At 35.5% G+C, this 17497-nt stretch carries 16 protein-coding genes; all 16 read left to right on the top strand.

Annotation, left to right across the window (positions count from 1 at the left end; genetic code table 11):
* Positions 1–118: 118 nt before the first annotated feature.
* The 16 genes from HMPREF0631_RS05915 to HMPREF0631_RS05845 all read left to right on the top strand — a co-directional run bounded on the left by HMPREF0631_RS05915 (position 119) and on the right by HMPREF0631_RS05845 (position 17492).
* Positions 119–1351: an FAD-dependent oxidoreductase gene (locus HMPREF0631_RS05915; RefSeq protein WP_004167103.1), complete on the top strand. Its 1233-nt coding sequence runs from the start codon at positions 119–121 to the stop codon at positions 1349–1351.
* A 1-nt stretch (position 1352) separates the two neighbouring features.
* Positions 1353–2606, top strand: coding sequence for an NAD-dependent dihydropyrimidine dehydrogenase subunit PreA (preA, locus tag HMPREF0631_RS05910; protein ID WP_004167112.1), 1254 nt, complete (start codon positions 1353–1355; stop codon positions 2604–2606).
* Between the two features lie 127 nt (positions 2607–2733).
* Complete coding sequence (locus tag HMPREF0631_RS05905; RefSeq protein ID WP_002846652.1) at positions 2734–4065, top strand: MATE family efflux transporter; 1332 nt, start codon at positions 2734–2736, stop codon at positions 4063–4065.
* Positions 4066–4174: 109 nt separating this feature from the next.
* The gene (locus tag HMPREF0631_RS05900) at positions 4175–5320 is read left to right on the top strand and encodes a S1C family serine protease (protein ID WP_004167131.1); all 1146 of its coding nucleotides are present in this window, start codon (positions 4175–4177) and stop codon (positions 5318–5320) included.
* Between the two features lie 206 nt (positions 5321–5526).
* Positions 5527–6057, top strand: coding sequence for a ribonuclease M5 (gene rnmV / locus HMPREF0631_RS05895; RefSeq protein WP_004167144.1), 531 nt, complete (start codon positions 5527–5529; stop codon positions 6055–6057).
* A 39-nt stretch (positions 6058–6096) separates the two neighbouring features.
* Positions 6097–6978: a 16S rRNA (adenine(1518)-N(6)/adenine(1519)-N(6))-dimethyltransferase RsmA gene (gene rsmA / locus HMPREF0631_RS05890; RefSeq protein WP_002846648.1), complete on the top strand. Its 882-nt coding sequence runs from the start codon at positions 6097–6099 to the stop codon at positions 6976–6978.
* Positions 6972–7820, top strand: a complete 849-nt coding sequence (locus HMPREF0631_RS05885) for a hypothetical protein (protein ID WP_002846647.1) — start codon at positions 6972–6974, stop codon at positions 7818–7820. Before rsmA ends, HMPREF0631_RS05885 begins: the two co-directional genes overlap by 7 nt.
* Entirely contained in the window at positions 7817–8473 is a 657-nt protein-coding gene (locus HMPREF0631_RS05880) for a C39 family peptidase (RefSeq protein WP_002846646.1), read from the top strand. Before HMPREF0631_RS05885 ends, HMPREF0631_RS05880 begins: the two co-directional genes overlap by 4 nt.
* A gap of 46 nt (positions 8474–8519) precedes the next feature.
* Positions 8520–9896 (top strand): bifunctional UDP-N-acetylglucosamine diphosphorylase/glucosamine-1-phosphate N-acetyltransferase GlmU, encoded by a 1377-nt coding sequence (glmU, locus tag HMPREF0631_RS05875; protein WP_004167091.1) that lies wholly within the window; start codon positions 8520–8522, stop codon positions 9894–9896.
* Between the two features lie 143 nt (positions 9897–10039).
* Positions 10040–10996: a ribose-phosphate diphosphokinase gene (locus tag HMPREF0631_RS05870; protein ID WP_004167105.1), complete on the top strand. Its 957-nt coding sequence runs from the start codon at positions 10040–10042 to the stop codon at positions 10994–10996.
* Positions 10997–11176: 180 nt separating this feature from the next.
* Entirely contained in the window at positions 11177–11725 is a 549-nt protein-coding gene (locus HMPREF0631_RS05865) for an Mpv17/PMP22 family protein (RefSeq protein ID WP_004167113.1), read from the top strand.
* 377 nt (positions 11726–12102) lie between these two features.
* Positions 12103–12279 (top strand): hypothetical protein, encoded by a 177-nt coding sequence (locus HMPREF0631_RS10020; RefSeq protein WP_002846641.1) that lies wholly within the window; start codon positions 12103–12105, stop codon positions 12277–12279.
* On the top strand, positions 12257–14797 hold the full coding sequence (locus HMPREF0631_RS05860; protein ID WP_004167108.1) for an FtsX-like permease family protein: 2541 nt from the start codon (positions 12257–12259) through the stop codon (positions 14795–14797). Before HMPREF0631_RS10020 ends, HMPREF0631_RS05860 begins: the two co-directional genes overlap by 23 nt.
* A gap of 25 nt (positions 14798–14822) precedes the next feature.
* Positions 14823–15503 (top strand): ABC transporter ATP-binding protein, encoded by a 681-nt coding sequence (locus HMPREF0631_RS05855; RefSeq protein WP_004167118.1) that lies wholly within the window; start codon positions 14823–14825, stop codon positions 15501–15503.
* A gap of 295 nt (positions 15504–15798) precedes the next feature.
* Positions 15799–16866, top strand: a complete 1068-nt coding sequence (locus tag HMPREF0631_RS05850) for a type IV pilus twitching motility protein PilT (RefSeq protein ID WP_004167127.1) — start codon at positions 15799–15801, stop codon at positions 16864–16866.
* Positions 16860–17492: an A24 family peptidase gene (locus tag HMPREF0631_RS05845; RefSeq protein WP_002846633.1), complete on the top strand. Its 633-nt coding sequence runs from the start codon at positions 16860–16862 to the stop codon at positions 17490–17492. Before HMPREF0631_RS05850 ends, HMPREF0631_RS05845 begins: the two co-directional genes overlap by 7 nt.
* Positions 17493–17497: the final 5 nt, after the last annotated feature.

Raw genomic sequence — 17497 nt, 5'->3', positions numbered from 1 at the left:
AAAAAGAAAAACCGGGCTAGGTCTTATCTAATATGTGGACCTATACCTTGCGTTGTCAAGAAGATATCAATTATGAACATAATTATCCTATACAAAATCTAAACAGGGGGACTATGCAATGAGTTATGTAAAAAAAATAAAGTACGGTGAACCGGCAGAAAAAGACTTTAATATCAGAACAGCTATGGAAGAAGCTACTAGATGTCTGTTGTGTGAAGATGCTCCATGTAGCAAGGGATGTCCAGCTGGAACTAACCCAGGAAAGTTTATAAGATCTATAAGAATGAGAAACTTTAAGGGTGCAGCTGAAACTATCAGAGAAAACAATATACTTGGTGGAACTTGTGCCCTTGTCTGTCCATACGGAAACCTTTGTGAGAAAGAGTGTGCAAGGTGTGGAATAGACGAGCCAATTAAGATTGGTAAGCTACAGAAGTTTGCTATTGAGCAAGAAAAATTATTCAATATGCAGACACTAAGGGCTCCTGAGACTAAGGTTGGCAAGAAAGTAGCTTGTATAGGCTCAGGTCCAGCATCCCTAGCATGTGCTGCAAAACTTGCTCAGGCAGGCCTTGATGTAACAATCATTGAACAGTATGAAAAGGCAGGCGGTGTGTTGACATATGGAATCACTCCATCAAGACTACCTCAGGATGTTATAGAACACGACATAGACCAGGTTAGGAAATTAGGTGTTGAGTTTAAGTTCAATACAAGAATAGATGGTAAGGACGGAGTTGAAGGACTACTAAAAGAATATGATGCTGTATTCGTTGGTGTTGGCCTTTGGAAGGGATCAATTCCTGATATAGAAGGCAGGGATGCTAAGGGAGTGTACTCAGCTCAGGAATTCTTGAAATACGCTAGAGAAAACGATGGAAATATCAAGCTTGGCGATGATATCCTTGTAATAGGCGGTGGCGATGTTGCCATGGACTGTGCATCTACTTCTAAGCAGTTAGGCGCAAAGAATGTAGCTATAGTATACAGAAGAACTATAGAAGAAGCACCAGCCTACCACGAAGAAATAAAATATGTTCAGTCAATGGGTGTACCAATACATACTAGATTTGCTCCAGAAAAGATTGAAAAGAATGCTGACGGGCAGGTTGAAAAGATGTTATTTAAGTCATGGGACAATGTTTCAGAACTGAGCATGAAGGCTGATACAGTAATATTTGCTATAGGACAAAAGGCCAGTGACGATTATAGAGAGATAGATCTTCCAAAGGGTGCCTTTATGAATGGAGATATAGTAAACGGCGGTATGACTGTAGTACAGGCTGTTGCAGATGGTAAAGTTTCTGCAGATGAGATTTTGAATTACCTAGGAATAAAGGGGGACAAATAAGATGGCATTAGTTAAAGACCTTTCAATAGACTTTTTAGGAGTTAAGTGTGAGAATCCATTTTTCTTATCTTCATCTCCAGTATGTAGTAACTACGATATGATAAAGAAGGCTTTCGAAGCTGGATGGGCAGGAGTATATTACAAGACAATAGGTATATTTATACCTGATGAATGTTCACCTAGATTCGATATAACTAGAAAAGAAGGTGCTGTTTGGACTGGTTTTAAGAATATGGAACAGATATCAGACAAGCCTCTAGAAAAAAACCTAGAATATATAAGCAGACTAAAGAAGGACTTCCCAACTAAGGTACTTGCAGTATCTATAATGGGATCTACAGAAGAAGAGTGGAGTATACTTGCAAAGAAAGTTACAGAAGCTGGTGCAGACTTGATCGAATGTAACTTCTCATGTCCACAGATGACTAGCCATGCTATGGGTTCAGATGTTGGTCAGAATCCAGAGTTAGTTGAGAAGTATACTAGGGCGGTTGTTGAATCAACACACCTACCTGTAATAGCTAAGATGACTCCAAACATAGGTAATATGGAAATACCAGCCATGGCTGCAATGAAGGGTGGAGCCAAGGGTATAGCTGCTATAAATACAATAAAGGCCATCACTAATATAGACGTTGAGAATATGACTGCTATGCCAGTTGTAAACGCTAAGTCTTCTATATCTGGTTATTCAGGAGCAGCTGTAAAGCCGATAGCCCTAAGATTTATAACTCAGATGAAACAGCATGAAGAACTAAAGGACGTGCCAATTACTGGTATGGGTGGTATAGAAACATGGTCAGATGCATTAGAATTCTTGCTATGTGGAGCTAGCAATCTTCAGGTTACTACTTCAGTAATGCAGTATGGTTATAGAATTGTAGAAGATATGATCTCTGGTCTATCTCACTTCATGGATGAAAGAGGAATTGACAAGATTGAGGACCTAGTAGGTATGGCCCTTCCTAATATAGTTCCAGCTGAAGAACTAGACAGAGATTTCAAGATTATACCAAAGATAGATGAAGACAAGTGTGTAGGTTGTGGTAGATGCTATGTATCATGCTACGATGCTGCCCACCAGGCTATAGATTGGGATGGCGAAACTAGAAAGCCAGTTATAAATGACAACTGTGTTGGTTGCCACCTATGCCTAAATGTATGTCCAGTGCTTGACTGTATACTTCCTGGAGAGATTAAGTTCAAGGAAGGTAGAGAGGTACACGACATAGAAATGAAACACAATTATCTATAGGGGAGATTCTTCTAATCCTTTGTAGACACAATTAATAAATAATAGGTTGCCTCGACCTATAATATAGTAGGATGGGAGTGTTCCCATCCTATTGTCTTATAAATAAAGGGGAGTTGGGGGTAAAAAAATGGTTGAACAAAATAAAATGGAAACCACGCCAATGTTAAAATTAATAATATCCATGTCTCTACCACCTTTATTTTCCATGTTTCTTCAATATACATACAACTTTGTAGATTGTATATTTGTTTCATGGATATCTGAAGATGCCTTGACAGCAGTATCCCTGTCATTTCCACTTACAACATTTATGTTGGCGTCTTCGATAGGTATAGGCGTGGGGATAAATATACTTATAGCCAAAAAATTGGGACAAAAAGACTTTGATAAGGCAAACTCAATAGTAAGTCACGGGATTATTCTTTCAACGATTATGGGGCTTATAATTATGACCCTAGTTTATCTTATATTAAAGCCATATTTTATGTCATTTGGCCTAAGTGAAAATGTATATGACCTGTCCATAACTTATATGATGATATGTACGCTTATGCAGGTACCCAATATGGTCCATATTGCCATACAAAAGATTATTCAGGCTACTGGCAATATGTTGGCCCCAATGCTATTTCAGATAGCGGGTGTAGTCTTAAATTTTGTCCTAGACCCCATATTGATATTTGGCTATGGCCCCTTTCCTGAGATGGGAATAGGTGGTGCGGCGGTATCTACTGTATTGGGCTACAGCCTATCTATGGCATTGGCCTTCTATGTTTTGATATTTACAAGGCAAAAGGTCAAGATAAAGGTTAAGGGGTTAAGGCTAGATATGTCGATATTCAAGGATATATTCATATTTGGACTGCCATCGTTTATTATGAATGTCCTTGGGGCTATAATGGTGTCTATTGCCAATGCCTTTTTGATTGTATATTCAACTACTGCAGTTGCATTTTTTGGGGCATATTTCAAGGTCCAACAGTTGATAGTTATGACTGTCAATGGTCTGATCCAGGGTACTATACCTATTATGAGTTACAATTTTGGGGCTAAGAATTATAAGAGGCTTAATGATTCAGCAAGGTATGCGAGTATTATAGCAGGCCTTATGATGGGACTCGGTGGAATCTTGCTTATAGTATTTCCAAGGTTGGTTCTTAGGATATTTATGGCATCTGAGGCCATGATGGATTTTGGAGTAGGTGCACTTAGGATAATGGCCTTATCTTATGTATTTAACGGCCTATCAACCATTATAGCTTCATATATGCAGGCGACAGCAAGGGTATCTTATAGTATAATTATAAATTTGATGAGGCAATTATTGCTCTTGGTTCCTAGTATGTGGATCTTGACTAGGCTGATGGGCATGGAAGGCGTTTGGTATTCCTTTATAGTTGCAGAATTTATATGTTTTATTTATGCAGGTATGGTATTTAAGAAAAAAAGACTAGTTTAATATAGTCGTCATTAATTTGATATCTTATATACAATTCTTATTTGATTTAAGTTTATATTAAGTGCTTAATCATATAATAGGCTAAAAGATATGGAAAGGAATGACGAATATGAAATTTAGAACTTTTGTTTTAGTCTTGGTAGTTGCACTGGTGTCTTCTGTAGGTGGTAGTGTGTTTACGATGAATATGCTTCAGAACAGGGGGGCGCTAGTTAGCGATAGCCAACCTACTGGCAATACAGGGCAGACATCTAACAAAGTGATAGATAGTGCATCTGCCAAGAGTCAAAATGTATATCAGGCAGTAGCCCAAAAGGCATCTCCTTCTGTTGTCGGAATAGTATCTGAGACAGTTCAATCTTCTGGACTTTCTCTTGGAGACGGATTAGGTGGCCTTTTTGGAGATTTTGACGATGAAGGTGGACCTGATAGACGTGTTCAGAAGGGAACAGGTACAGGATTTGTGGTTGATAAGAGGGGTTATATACTTACTAACTCACACGTTGTATCTGATGGCAAGGCCAATAAGGTGAGTGTATTATTCTCTGATGGCAAGTCTACAAAGGGCGAGGTTATATGGTATGATACCAATCTAGACCTTGCTATAGTTAAGGTATCAAAGTCTAACCTAGCGCCTCTTGAATTGGGTGATAGCGACAAGATTAGCGTAGGTGACATAGCCATAGCAATAGGTAATCCGCTGGGAACAGACCTTATGACATCAGTTACCCAGGGTATAATAAGTGGTCTAAATAGGAATGTAAATACAGCATCTAACAATATGTCTGGTCTGATACAGACAGATGCAAGTATAAACCCAGGTAATAGTGGTGGTCCTCTATTTAACCAAGAAGGCCAGGTAATAGGTGTAAATACAGCCAAGGCCAATGCAGACAACCTAGGATTCTCAATACCTATAAATATAGTCAAGTCCGTGGTTAATAGGGTTGTGGAAGAAGGCAACCTTACAAAACCTATTTTAGGTATATCCGGTATAGACGTATCCACATATACATCTTATACAGGAAAAGACTTGGGTGTAGAAAATGGTATAGCCATAAGGTCAGTTAAGAAGGACTCTATAGCTGGCAAGGCAGGAGTTAAACCAGGAGATATAATCATCAAGATAGGTGATAGTGACATCAAAACATTGGGAGACGTAAGTAAAAAATTGTATTCTTACTCATCTGGAGCTAAGGATTCTATAACGGTCTACAGAAATGGTAAGAAGGTCAAACTTGAAGCAGCTTTCTAAAAATAGTTTATATATAAATATAGGACCCTAGGAATTTTCCTGGGGTCTTATATTTATCATTTTTTATCTATAGTCTATTTAAGATGTTATTTGAACTATGAGACTAGCTAGATTTGTAGTATAATAAAAATAGCGTAATTTTTTAGTTGAGAAGTTTATTTTTAATTTTATAAAAATGTATTCGTTTAGGATGGGAGTTAATATGGATGATAAAAGAGGTAATAGTTGTAGAAGGCAGAGACGATATAAGGGCTGTAAAGAGGGCCTTTGATTGTGAACTGATTGCTACAGGAGGTTTTGGATTTCCTAAGGGAGTTATGGAAAGAATAAAAACAGCCAAGGAAAAGAGGGGGGTAATAATATTTACTGATCCTGATTTTGCTGGTGAGAAGATAAGAAAAAAGATAGCAAGTGAGGTTGATGGTTGCAAGCATGCCTTTTTACCTAGAGACCAGGCTACCAAAGACGGCGATATAGGTATAGAAAATGCCTGTCCAGAGGATATAAGGGCTGCCCTTGAAAAGGTGAGGACGGAGAATCCTTCTAATGAAAAGATATTTTCTCAGGCTGATATGATGAAATACGGTCTTTTGGCAGGGGATAATTCTTCGGATAAGAGGGACAAGCTAGGACGTATACTGGGTATAGGATACGGCAACTCCAAGCAGTTTTTAAATAGGTTGAATAATTACGGGGTTACTAGGAAAGAATTTGACGAAGCCCTAAGGAACATTTAAATATATTAATTATAGGTAGAGTGAAAGCAGAGGTATAGAATGGATAAGAGACTTTCATCGCACAAGGCGACGATGGAAATAGTAAAGAAGCATGATTTTAAATTCACCAAATCACTTGGACAGAATTTTTTGATAGATGACAATATAATAGACAAAATAGTAGATGGGTCCCTAGCTGGTCAGGGAGATAAGGTCATAGAGGTCGGTCCCGGAATAGGTACACTTACAAGAGAACTAGCTTCAAGGTCAGAAAAGGTAATGGTAGTAGAGATAGACAAAAAATTAATACCAATCCTTGGAGATACCCTATCTGATTTTGATAATGTTACTATTGTGAATGAAGATATAATGAAGGCGGACATAAAGGACCTTATAGATAAAAACTTGGACGGTGGTCCAGTTAAGTTGGTTGCCAACCTGCCATATTATATAACAACTCCTATAATTATGAGGTTTTTGGAAGAGGATATAAATGTAACCGATATAGTGGTAATGGTTCAAAAGGAAGTTGCTGAGAGAATGAATGCAAATCCTGGAAAGAAGGACTTTGGTGCCTTATCTGTGGCAGTCCAGTTCTACTGCGATACTGAGATTGTTGCCAAGGTTCCAAGACACTTATTTGTACCACAACCAAATGTTGACTCTATAGTTATAGCACTAAGGGTAAGGCCAGAAAGAAAGTACAAGGTTGAAGATGAAGACTTGTTCTTTAAGATAGTCAAGGCTTCTTTTGGTCAGAGAAGAAAGACCCTTTTAAACTCACTTACAAGCATGGGTATTCTTGACAAAACAGATATCTCAGCTGTCTTGTCAGTGGCTGGTATAGATGAAAAAAGGCGTGGAGAAACACTTAGCTTGGAAGAATTTGCAAGACTTTCAGACTGTATGCACTCTAGGATAAAGGAGCTGCAAAAATGTTAAGACGTATTTGGAAAAAAATAACACATAATAAGATATTCTTTACTGTATTAGTAGTATTGGCTTGTTTTGTGATATATCTCGTAGTTTTTAAATTGACAGAATACAATAATGATCAAGCACAAGTCAATGATGTATTAAAGGTTGATACTGGAGATGAAAAAAATTCTGTCCAGCAGATGTTAGAACAGAGGAAAAAAGAGGAAGAAAAGAAAAGTCTGGTAGTTAGGCTGAGTCAGAGAAAAAAAGTATACATTTCTGATGAAGAGGTAGAGAATATAAAAATATCTGGAGACACTCTTGATAAATTCAAGAGGTCTATGGAGGTATTTGTCAAAATAAGGTCTATAGATGGAGATTTTTCGCCTAAAAATTATGGTAGAACAGATACAGGAATAAAATTTGAAACAGACTTTAACTATTTTAAGATAAGTGATGGCAAGAAGACAGAATTTTATAAGATACCTGTAATAAGCAAAAAAGAGTTTCAGTCTATGTATAGGAGGATGATCTATACTTCCCTAGATTTTATAACTGATAACAGTGGCATAGGTAAGATGACGGTCCTACATGGCAATGATGAAAAAAGAATTTGGCCGTGGAGAAAGGATGATGTGGTTCACAAGATCCTTTACAAGAGAGAGGTGGGCAAGATTCAGCCAGAAAAAGAATTTAAGAATAGCAAGGATAACTATACTATAAAAATGGAAAAATCCAATATAAAGATAAGCATACAGACTATGGGAAAAGACTTTATAAAGGTGGACTGTGGCGATAATACGGCCTACTACGAGGTTTACCAAGACTTGTATAGTTACCTACATGATGAGGTTTTTAAGAAATGAAAAATGTAATTAGGATAATTAAGTTGTCGCTCTTGGCGCTTGTAATAGCACTAGGATTTTATCTAGGTCCTACAAGGGTTATGGAAATTGACCTAAAAAGCCAGTATCCTAACTTGCCAAATGGTTGTGAAGTGACATCACTTTCTATGCTGATCAGCCACGAGGGTATAAATGTAAGGCCTGAGCAATTGAGTGACAATTTTTTGAAGAAGAGTGGACTAACAAATGCCAACCCTGACCTGGCCTATATAGGTAATCCAAGGTCCAATTCCAGGGGGTATTATGCATATGCAAGACCTATTGTAGAGTGTGCAAATAGCTACTTTGAAAGCATAGGAGCTAGAAACTATGCTCTAGACAAGACAGGCATGAATATACTGTCACTTTTACATAGTGTTGCTATATCCAAAAAACCAGTAGCTGTATGGTATACAACTGATGGCAAGTCACCTGAGTATAGCGTCAATTCTTACACAGATGAGAGGGGAGAAAGGGTAAGTTTTTACAAAAATCTCCACTGCGTAGTAGTTCATGGTTTGGGCAAGGGTATGGTATATATAGCTGATCCTATACATGGTAAAAAGACGGTGAATTTCATTGAGTTTGCCAAGATTTACTACCAGATGGGGCAGAGGGCTATAGTTGTAAAGTAAGATAAAATTAACAAGATATAAATCTTTATAATTTGGAGGAAATATAATGAAGAAGTCAGTGATACTTGCAGCAGGCAAGGGGACTAGAATGAAATCAGTACATCCAAAGGTTGTACATAAGGTATGCGGTAGGGAAATGGTAAACCACGTAATAGATGCATCTACAAGTGCAGGTGTAAATGAAACTATAGTGGTTCTTGGACATGGTTCTGATGAGGTAGAGGCTGCCTTAAAATCAAATGTACAGACTGTATATCAGAAAGAACAGCTAGGTACAGCCCATGCAGTCTTGATGGCCCAGGACTATATAGGAGACACTGATACAATAGTTGTATTATGCGGAGACACGCCACTTATAAGTCCAGAAACCCTAGTCAATTTCTTTGACTACCATGATAAAAATGGCTGTTCAGTAACAGTTTTAACAGCCCAGATTGAAGACCCAACAGGCTATGGAAGAATAGTCAGAGATGAAAATGGGGACCTTGTAAAAATAGTTGAACAGAAGGATGCTGATGAGGCAACTCGTGCCATCAAAGAGATAAACTCAGGTATATACTGTTTTAATGGAGCTGACCTAAAGGATGCCCTATACCTAGTTGGCAACAACAATGCCCAGCACGAATATTACCTTCCAGATACGATAGAGATAATCAGACGTAAGGGCCTAAAGGCAGGAGCCTTTCTTGGAGCAACTATAGAAGAATTGATGGGTATAAACTCTAGAAACCAGTTTTCAGACGCAGAAAGAATCATGAGAAGAAGGATAAACGATAGACACATGACTAACGGTGTGACTATAATAGATACAGATTCTACATATATAGATTCAGATGTAGAGATAGGTCAGGATACAATCATCCTACCTGGATGTATGTTGACTAAGGGTACAAAGATAGGTTCATCATGCAAGATAGGACCTCATACAAGCATAGAAAACTCTATAATTGGAGACTTCACAAGCGTAAAGAAGTCTGAAGTAATAGATGCAAGTGTAGGAACAAACACTACAGTAGGACCATTTGCCTACCTAAGACCAAAGGCAAATATAGGAAACCACTGTAAGATAGGAGACTTTGTTGAAGTCAAGAATGCCAAGTTTGGTGATGGGTCTAAGGCATCTCACCTATCATATATAGGGGATGCTGAAGTAGGTTGTGACGTAAATGTAGGTTGTGGTGTTGTATTTGTTAATTACGACGGCAAGAACAAGTTCAAATCTATTGTAAAGGACAGGGCCTTTGTAGGTTCAAATTCTAACCTAGTAGCTCCTGTAACAGTTGAAGAAGACACATTTATTGCTACTGGATCTACTATAACAGACGATATACCAGAGGGTAATCTTGCCATAGCTAGGGCTCGTCAGGTTTTAAAGCCAGGTTGGGTTGAAAAAAAGAGAAGAAAAGACCAAGGACTTGACTAAAAAACGTGAATAAATGTAAAAAATATGTTATAATTATAGATAGTATGTTAATTATATAAAGAAATAGGGCATATTTTTTAAATATGTTATACTATTAGGAAATTAGGAGTTTTAAGAGATTACTTTTAGGAGGTTTGTGTATTATGAGTTGTTACAATAGCCATAAGATGAAGCTTATAGCTGGTAACGCATCTAAAGAGTTAGCTGAAAAGATAGCTAAATGTTTAGGAGTAGAATTAGTTGACTGTCAGGTTAGTAGTTTTAGTGATGGTGAAATATCTGTTACAATCAATGAGACAATCAGAGGTTGTGATGTATTTGTTATCCAGTCTACAAACAGCCCAGTTAACAACAATTTAATGGAATTATTAATTCTAATAGATGCGCTTAAGAGAGCTTCTGTTGGTACAGTTGCGGCAGTTATTCCATACTATGGATATGCTAGACAGGATAGAAAGGCAAAGGCTAGAGATCCAATTACAGCTAAGTTGGTTGCCAATCTAATCACATCAGCTGGTGCAGATAGGGTTCTTACAATGGACCTGCACGCAGGACAGATCCAGGGATACTTCGATATTCCAGTTGACCATCTACTAGGTGGAAAGATACTTGCAGATTACTTTGCTAAGAAATTAGACATAGAAGATCTAGTAGTAGTATCTCCAGACCTTGGTAGTGTTACAAGATCTAGAAAGTTCGCTAATAATATCAGCAAGGAAGTGCCTATTGCTATAATAGACAAGAGAAGACCTAAGCCAAATGTTAGTGAAGTAATGAACATCATAGGTGAAGTAAAAGATAAGAATGTTATATTACTTGACGATATGATAGATACAGCAGGAACAATAGTAAATGCAGCTGAAGCTTTAAAGAAGTTTGGTGCTAAGGATGTGTATGCTTGCTGTACTCATGCAGTACTTTCAGGTCCAGCTATAGAGAGAATAGAAGGATCTTGTATAAAGGAACTAATAGTACTAGATACAATCGAACTTCCAGAAGAAAAGAAGATAGAAAAAATATCAGTTATGTCAGTAGCTGATGTATTTGCAGATGCTATAAATAGAATATACACTTGTGATTCAGTAAGTAAGTTATTCTAATAGAATATAATTAAAATTGAGGTATGGTCCACAGATATAGGTCTATACTTTCAAAAAATCAAAATCAAAATCATAATCAACGATAAAAAAGCCCAGTCAATGGGCTTTTTTATTGTAAAAGATAGGCTATCATGTTATAATGTATAGGCATTGATAACGTTTTCAAAAAAAGGAGGAATTATGTCGGTATTAACAAACCATTATGTGCTATCATTTATCAAGTTTGCCATACTAGCAACTCTTGGTGAAATAATAGCTGCAAGTATTAAAAGTAAGAAGTTAACTATACCACACTCAATAGGGTGGAGGATGTTTATATGGGGTATTCTAGGAGTATGGATTGCCTTTATGATGGGAGTTTTTGCATCAGCTATGCATATTAAGCTTGAGGCTAGCAATAGTCCAATTATGAAGTCTACATTGATGTTTGCATTCTTGACATCACTTGTCATGAATACTAGCTTTGGTCCTGTATTTATGGTATTACACAAGCATACAGATACATATCTAGACCTTAGATACAAGCACAAGGGAGAAAAGATCAGCCTAAAGAGGGTGTGTAATAATATAGATTACTTTGCCTATGCCAAGAACGTACTTATAGGTACTATACCTACATTCTGGCTACCTGCCCACACTATTACTTTTTTGTTGCCAGGTGAGTTTAGGATTGTATTTGCAGCCTTGCTATCAATATGCCTAGGAATAATATTGTCATTAAAATCATAAAAATAATATTGGTATTAAAATATTAGTGACAATATAATAGATGCTTATATAACAAGGTCAATTTAATATTTTATGTAGCAGGAAAATAAAGAATAGCCATCCGTTTTTCGTGAATGGCTATTCTTGTATTATATAATTTAGCGTCATAAGTAATAAAAATACTTATGGTGTTATAAACCCGATATATTGTCTAAGTTTACCTTGTATTTTAATGAAATATATCTTAATTAAAAATGTTATTAACAAGTATAAAAATGTTATTAAATAGACTAAAAATATGATATATATTGACTTAGTGTATAATTTTTTGTAGAATGAAATAAAGAATATTTATAATATTCGCATTAAATATGACGTGCTATTTTTGAGGGGATAATATGTTAAAAGTAAAACATAATGTAGATGCTTTTGTTGATGAAATAAATAAAAATTTTAACACAAAAATCCATTTGGAGGGAGTATTTTTACACCAGGTGACAAGAGTGAACTCTCTAATAGAACTAATTATCAAAAATAGAATGGAGGATAAATATGATAAAAAATGCTTATGTTAAAGTGACATACAATTTCATAAAGAAGAATTGGTTAATCTATTCTTTGGTATTCTTGACAATAATTGTTTCTGTATTTACCGTATTTGTACCATTTGTAACGGCAAAGAGCCAGTCTATAAACTATAAGAAAGTTGTTGAAAAAGTTTATCCAAGGTATCCGGCGGCATCATATGATGCCACCAGTAAAGAAGCCGACTTAATTGCGAAAAATGAAAATGTCACAGAATCCATTAAATATGAGAAATTTGGTTTTTTTATAAGTGAAAATTCGGGCGTAGAATATAAATTAATGGGATTTAGTGAAAAAGCAATAGGTGAAAATAACTATGTTCTAAAAAGTGGTCGATATCCTAATAAAAATAACGAGATAGTAATAGATAAAACATATATTAAACAAGAAAAGGATACAAAATTAGGAGAGTATATTGGAGGATTAAACAATTTACCCTATAAGGTAAATGACAGTAATGAGTTATATTCAGCCAAAAAGAAGTACAGAGTGGTTGGAATTATTGAAAAAAATCCTGAATATACAAGAGCATTGTCTAAAATAAAGACTAAAAATAGAGTTGAGGAACAGCCAATGTTTTGGCTATATAATACAGATAAATATCCAGAAAATAGTGTGAATTATACGGTGTTGATAAAGCTCAAGAGTGGTCTAGATAACCTGTATGGCAATTGTGTAAAGTTGGGGGTTGATGTAGCTGAAAATCCTCAGAAGGTTGTCCAGAATTTCGAGATTTCTAGATTAAATGAATCAATAATTGGAGTAACAAGGAGTAGAGACGATTATATTTTAATTTTCGTTTCAATTTTATTGATTGCGAGTTTGTTTAGACTATTAAATGATACTAGGCTGAGAAACTTAGGTCTATTAAAAACATTAGGGGCGAGTTCTAAAGATGTATGTACTGCACTTATATTTGAAAATTTAATTTTAGGATTAATCAGTACGATAGTCGGCTTGTGCATTAGTTATGTAACAACATATAAATTGATAGGTGGGACTAATGTTACAGACTCAGCTATCGATGTAGCACTTGATACATACAAGGTATATTTTAATGAAAATGACATATTATTAGTATTACTTGTAGTTTTTACACCGATTATCATTAATCTAGTCAGTTTAATTATAAGCTATAAAAAAACTCAGGCTTTAGAATTAATAAATGAGGGAAGGAGAGGTTCTAAGAATACAAATCTCGTTAAAATAAAAGTTAAAGATTTCGCTAGTAAGATATCCATAATAGGATTTATTAATAATTTCTCAAACTATATATTACCTATAATAATCATAGTGATTATTGGAAGTAGCATAATAAGTGTTGTGGGAGTGGAAAAAATTTTGTCGACGGAGTGTAGTGAATATGACATTTATGAGTCGGAATATTTGGGAAGGAATTTTTTAGTGAAAAAAGATGGTTTCTCTGTCAATAATGGAATAAGTATGGATGATATAAAGCAAGTTGACAATTATAGTGGTCTTACGCAAAATTTAAATATATATGGTTATTTAGTTTGTGATGTGGGGCTGGTGAATGAATCTTATCTTTCTAACAATGCTATATCACAAAAGAAAGGTGAGTATGAGTTTGACTGCACAATAACAGGAATAGACTCTACTAGAGAAAAAGAACTTGAAAAAATGGGAATTATGGGCATGGATGATATTAAAAAAATAAAGTCCAATGAAGTAGCCTATGTACTGTATAATAATTTGTATTATGATAATGGCACAAATAAGTATCAAGAGTTTATTAAAAATATTAAACAGGGTGAGAATATTTCCTTGAAAATACCGTATATTTCAGAAGGGATTCAAAAGTACAAAACCATTCCTGTTAAAATTTTGGATATAAAGAATACTAAGGCTTTTGTAGAGCAGACAAGTGCAATAGATAAAACAAATGTAGAATTCGTTTTTGATTTGAATAAGCTGAAAGAAATAACAAATGTAAATGATGTAAGTGCTGTTAGATTTAATGTAAAATCGGATAAAGAGAGAAAAATTGTAAATGACATATTTTCATCAAAGTATGATATTAAAGATAGAGATATGAATAGGATAAAAGAAAAAGAACTAAGAGATAAAACCTACTTTGCTAAAATAAAACTTAGACTAGCATTTTACATAATTCTGTTATTATTCTCGCTGACATTCACAATTAGGATAATAATAGCAAAAAAAGAAAAAGATTTCGGTATATTAAGAATGTTAGGTGCAAATAAGAAGTTGGTTAGTAAAATTTTACTTTTAGAAAATATGGTATTTGTAGTTAGTAGTTCATTAATTGCAGTAGCACTAGGTGTATTTAGAATATATGGTTACTACAAAAAAACACATGATCTAGACATGTATTATAAGGGAGTAACACATATAAAATTTGTATTACCAATGACGACAATATTATTGTTTTTAATATCAGTTTTCATAGTATTCTTTGTAATACAAAGATACTCAAGCAGAAAACTTATTTCAACGAATGTTGTAATAAATTCTAAAAATGATTAGTGTAAATTTTTGGAGAGGTGTATGTATGAAGCATTTAGAACTTATTGATATAAAAAAATATTATGGTAAAAGTGAGACTACAGTGAAGGCAGTTGATGGTATATCCTTAGACGTAGAAAATGGTAAATTCACCGCAATAGTGGGAACTAGTGGATCTGGTAAAAGTACCCTACTGCACTGCCTAGCTGGACTGGACAGGCCAACCCATGGCAAGGTGAAATTTGATAATAGAGACATATACAGTTTAAGTGATGATGAACTATCGAAAATCAGAAGGCAGGAGTTTGGATTTATATTTCAGAGTTTCAACCTCATACCAGTATTAAATGTATACGATAATATTGTATTGCCCGTTCAACTTGATGGCAAAAAAGAAGATAAAGAGTATATTATGAGTGTAGTAAAAAAGGTCGGACTAGAAGACCAACTCAAAAAATTCCCTAATGAATTGTCTGGAGGACAGCAACAAAGAGTTGCAATAGCACGAGCCTTGTCCAACAAGCCATCGATAATTTTTGCAGATGAGCCAACAGGGAATCTGGACAGTAAAACAACAACAGAGGTTATGGATTTATTGACAAACACTGTGAGCGAGCTAAATCAAACCTTAGTGATGATAACACATGATGAAAATATAGCAGACCAAGCAGATAGGATTATAACTATAAGTGATGGGAAAATAATTAAGGATGAAAGAAAAAAATAGAAACCTAAAAAGATTTTTCTTAAAGGATTGTATGGACACAAAGATAGGTGAGAGAAGTTTGTTGAATAATGGTAGAGTTGTTGTAGAGGGAAGACATGAAGATTTATTAGTCAACTCTGGCGAATATAGAAATTTATATTATAGCGAATAGTTTTTAAAATTAAATATTCAATGGAATTTATTACCTTCTGTGCATAAAATTATGTTACAGGGGGTTAATTTTTTATATATCATGTCTATGAACTAACGTGGCAATTAAAGTTTATGGCAAGTATTTGTTGAGGGGTGGTACGGTATGGAAGATAAGTGTGTTGTTAAAATCATGGAAGCCTTACAAGAAAGGGATATTTCAGACTTTCACCTGAGAGAGGGGACGGACATTTACTACAGGGAAGTGGGTAGATTGAAGCGGTATGACTATAAATTAAATAGGGATGACTTTAGGGACCTGATAGGTTGGCAGAGGTTTGAGTTATACATACAGAATCTAACTGAAAATGAGGTGGATTTTTCCTTGGAACTTGCACCTATGAGGTACAGGTGCAATATGTTTGTTACAAGGGGAAAGTTAGGTCTGGTAATGAGAAAGATTGTAGCGGATGTAAAGACTATAAAGGATATGGAATTACCTAATTGTTTTAAGAAAGTTGCTGCAATGAAATCCGGACTAGTTATAATATCAGGACCAACAGGTTCTGGAAAGTCAACCAGCATGGCAGCTATAGTTGAGGAGATAAATATCAACTACCAAAAGCATATCATAACCATAGAAGACCCAATAGAGTATGAGTTTGAATCTAAAAAATCCCTAATAAGTCAAAGAGAGGTTGGGATAGATACCCAGTCATTTAATAGGGCCTTGGTTAACTCTCTTAGACAGGACCCTGATGTGATTGTAATAGGGGAAATAAGGGATGAAGAAACCCTCAAGATAGCCCTTAGAGCGTCTGAGACGGGACATTTGTGCATAGCCACAATACATACTATGGGCGCATCACAGAGCATAGATAGGATAATGGATATGTTTAGTATTTCTGAAAGAGACAAGGTGGCAAGCAACCTAGCCCTAGTCTTGAAGGCTGTAATATCCCAAAACCTAGTACAGACAATCAAGGGGAGAAAGCCTTGTTTTGATATATTGTTTGTAGACAAGTCTGTTGCCAATATGATCAGGGAGGGCAAGACCAACCAGATACCCAACTATATGTCTACAGGTAAGTCAAAAGAAATGAATATGATGGATGATGATTTGATAGGTCTCTATAAAAATGGTGAGATATCTTCAAGTGATCTTATCAATAACTGCTTGGATATTAATTACTGCAGGAGAAAGGTTGGGGGAGGAAGTATAGGGATATGGTAGCGATATTTTCTAGTATATACACTATATTTAGGCTTGGGCAGGTATATGAGGACCAAGGTATAGATTTTGATTTTAAGATACTTATAGGGATTTTTTTTATGCAAATACTAGTACTTACCTATATCTACTTGCAAAATCCGAGCAACTCCTACAAGGCTTATTTATTGGGTCCAATTTTTTTAATATCATGGGTGGACTCTAGGTGGAGGTACATATATGATATAGACTTATGTTTTTTGTTGATAGTCCAGCTTGTAGTAGGGATATCTTTTGGGACAGTAAACCTTATTGAGTATTTTATAAAGTATGGTACAGACTATGTTTTATACTATGGTAGAGAATGGATTAATCTTGTTTTGGGATCTTGCCCTGAAAATCTTATCTCAAGTCTTATAATATTCGCACTGACCCTTAGTTTAAGCAAAATAAAAGGGGCTATGGGTGGAGCTGATCCCTACCTATATTTTATTATTACTCTGCATATGGGTTATTATGCGACTACAGTGGTATTTTTCCTTTCCTATATGCTAGCAGCTAGCTATTTGGTGATTAATTATTTTATATACGGTGAGCTTGAAGAAAGAGTTGGTCTAGGTCCCTTTATATGTATGGCATTTATACTCTGAAATGA

The organism is Peptostreptococcus anaerobius 653-L (genome assembly GCF_000178095.1).
Classification (GTDB): domain Bacteria; phylum Bacillota; class Clostridia; order Peptostreptococcales; family Peptostreptococcaceae; genus Peptostreptococcus; species Peptostreptococcus anaerobius.
Note: the sequence above shows the minus strand (reverse complement) of the source record. Positions and strands in the feature narration are given on the sequence as shown.

Bases quoted from the DNA above. Each gene is read 5' to 3' on its own strand.
- HMPREF0631_RS05900 (WP_004167131.1), top strand. From the start codon at position 4,175: ATGAAATTTAGAACTTTTGTTTTAGTCTTGGTAGTTGCACTGGTGTCT.
- HMPREF0631_RS05850 (WP_004167127.1), top strand. From the start codon at position 15,799: ATGGAAGATAAGTGTGTTGTTAAAATCATGGAAGCCTTACAAGAAAGG.
- HMPREF0631_RS05845 (WP_002846633.1), top strand. From the start codon at position 16,860: ATGGTAGCGATATTTTCTAGTATATACACTATATTTAGGCTTGGGCAG.
- HMPREF0631_RS05885 (WP_002846647.1), top strand. From the start codon at position 6,972: ATGTTAAGACGTATTTGGAAAAAAATAACACATAATAAGATATTCTTT.
- preA (WP_004167112.1), top strand. From the start codon at position 1,353: ATGGCATTAGTTAAAGACCTTTCAATAGACTTTTTAGGAGTTAAGTGT.
- HMPREF0631_RS05855 (WP_004167118.1), top strand. From the start codon at position 14,823: ATGAAGCATTTAGAACTTATTGATATAAAAAAATATTATGGTAAAAGT.
- rsmA (WP_002846648.1), top strand. From the start codon at position 6,097: ATGGATAAGAGACTTTCATCGCACAAGGCGACGATGGAAATAGTAAAG.
- HMPREF0631_RS05915 (WP_004167103.1), top strand. From the start codon at position 119: ATGAGTTATGTAAAAAAAATAAAGTACGGTGAACCGGCAGAAAAAGAC.
- rnmV (WP_004167144.1), top strand. From the start codon at position 5,527: ATGATAAAAGAGGTAATAGTTGTAGAAGGCAGAGACGATATAAGGGCT.
- HMPREF0631_RS05865 (WP_004167113.1), top strand. From the start codon at position 11,177: ATGTCGGTATTAACAAACCATTATGTGCTATCATTTATCAAGTTTGCC.
- glmU (WP_004167091.1), top strand. From the start codon at position 8,520: ATGAAGAAGTCAGTGATACTTGCAGCAGGCAAGGGGACTAGAATGAAA.
- HMPREF0631_RS05905 (WP_002846652.1), top strand. From the start codon at position 2,734: ATGGTTGAACAAAATAAAATGGAAACCACGCCAATGTTAAAATTAATA.
- HMPREF0631_RS05880 (WP_002846646.1), top strand. From the start codon at position 7,817: ATGAAAAATGTAATTAGGATAATTAAGTTGTCGCTCTTGGCGCTTGTA.
- HMPREF0631_RS05860 (WP_004167108.1), top strand. From the start codon at position 12,257: ATGATAAAAAATGCTTATGTTAAAGTGACATACAATTTCATAAAGAAG.
- HMPREF0631_RS10020 (WP_002846641.1), top strand. From the start codon at position 12,103: ATGTTAAAAGTAAAACATAATGTAGATGCTTTTGTTGATGAAATAAAT.
- HMPREF0631_RS05870 (WP_004167105.1), top strand. From the start codon at position 10,040: ATGAGTTGTTACAATAGCCATAAGATGAAGCTTATAGCTGGTAACGCA.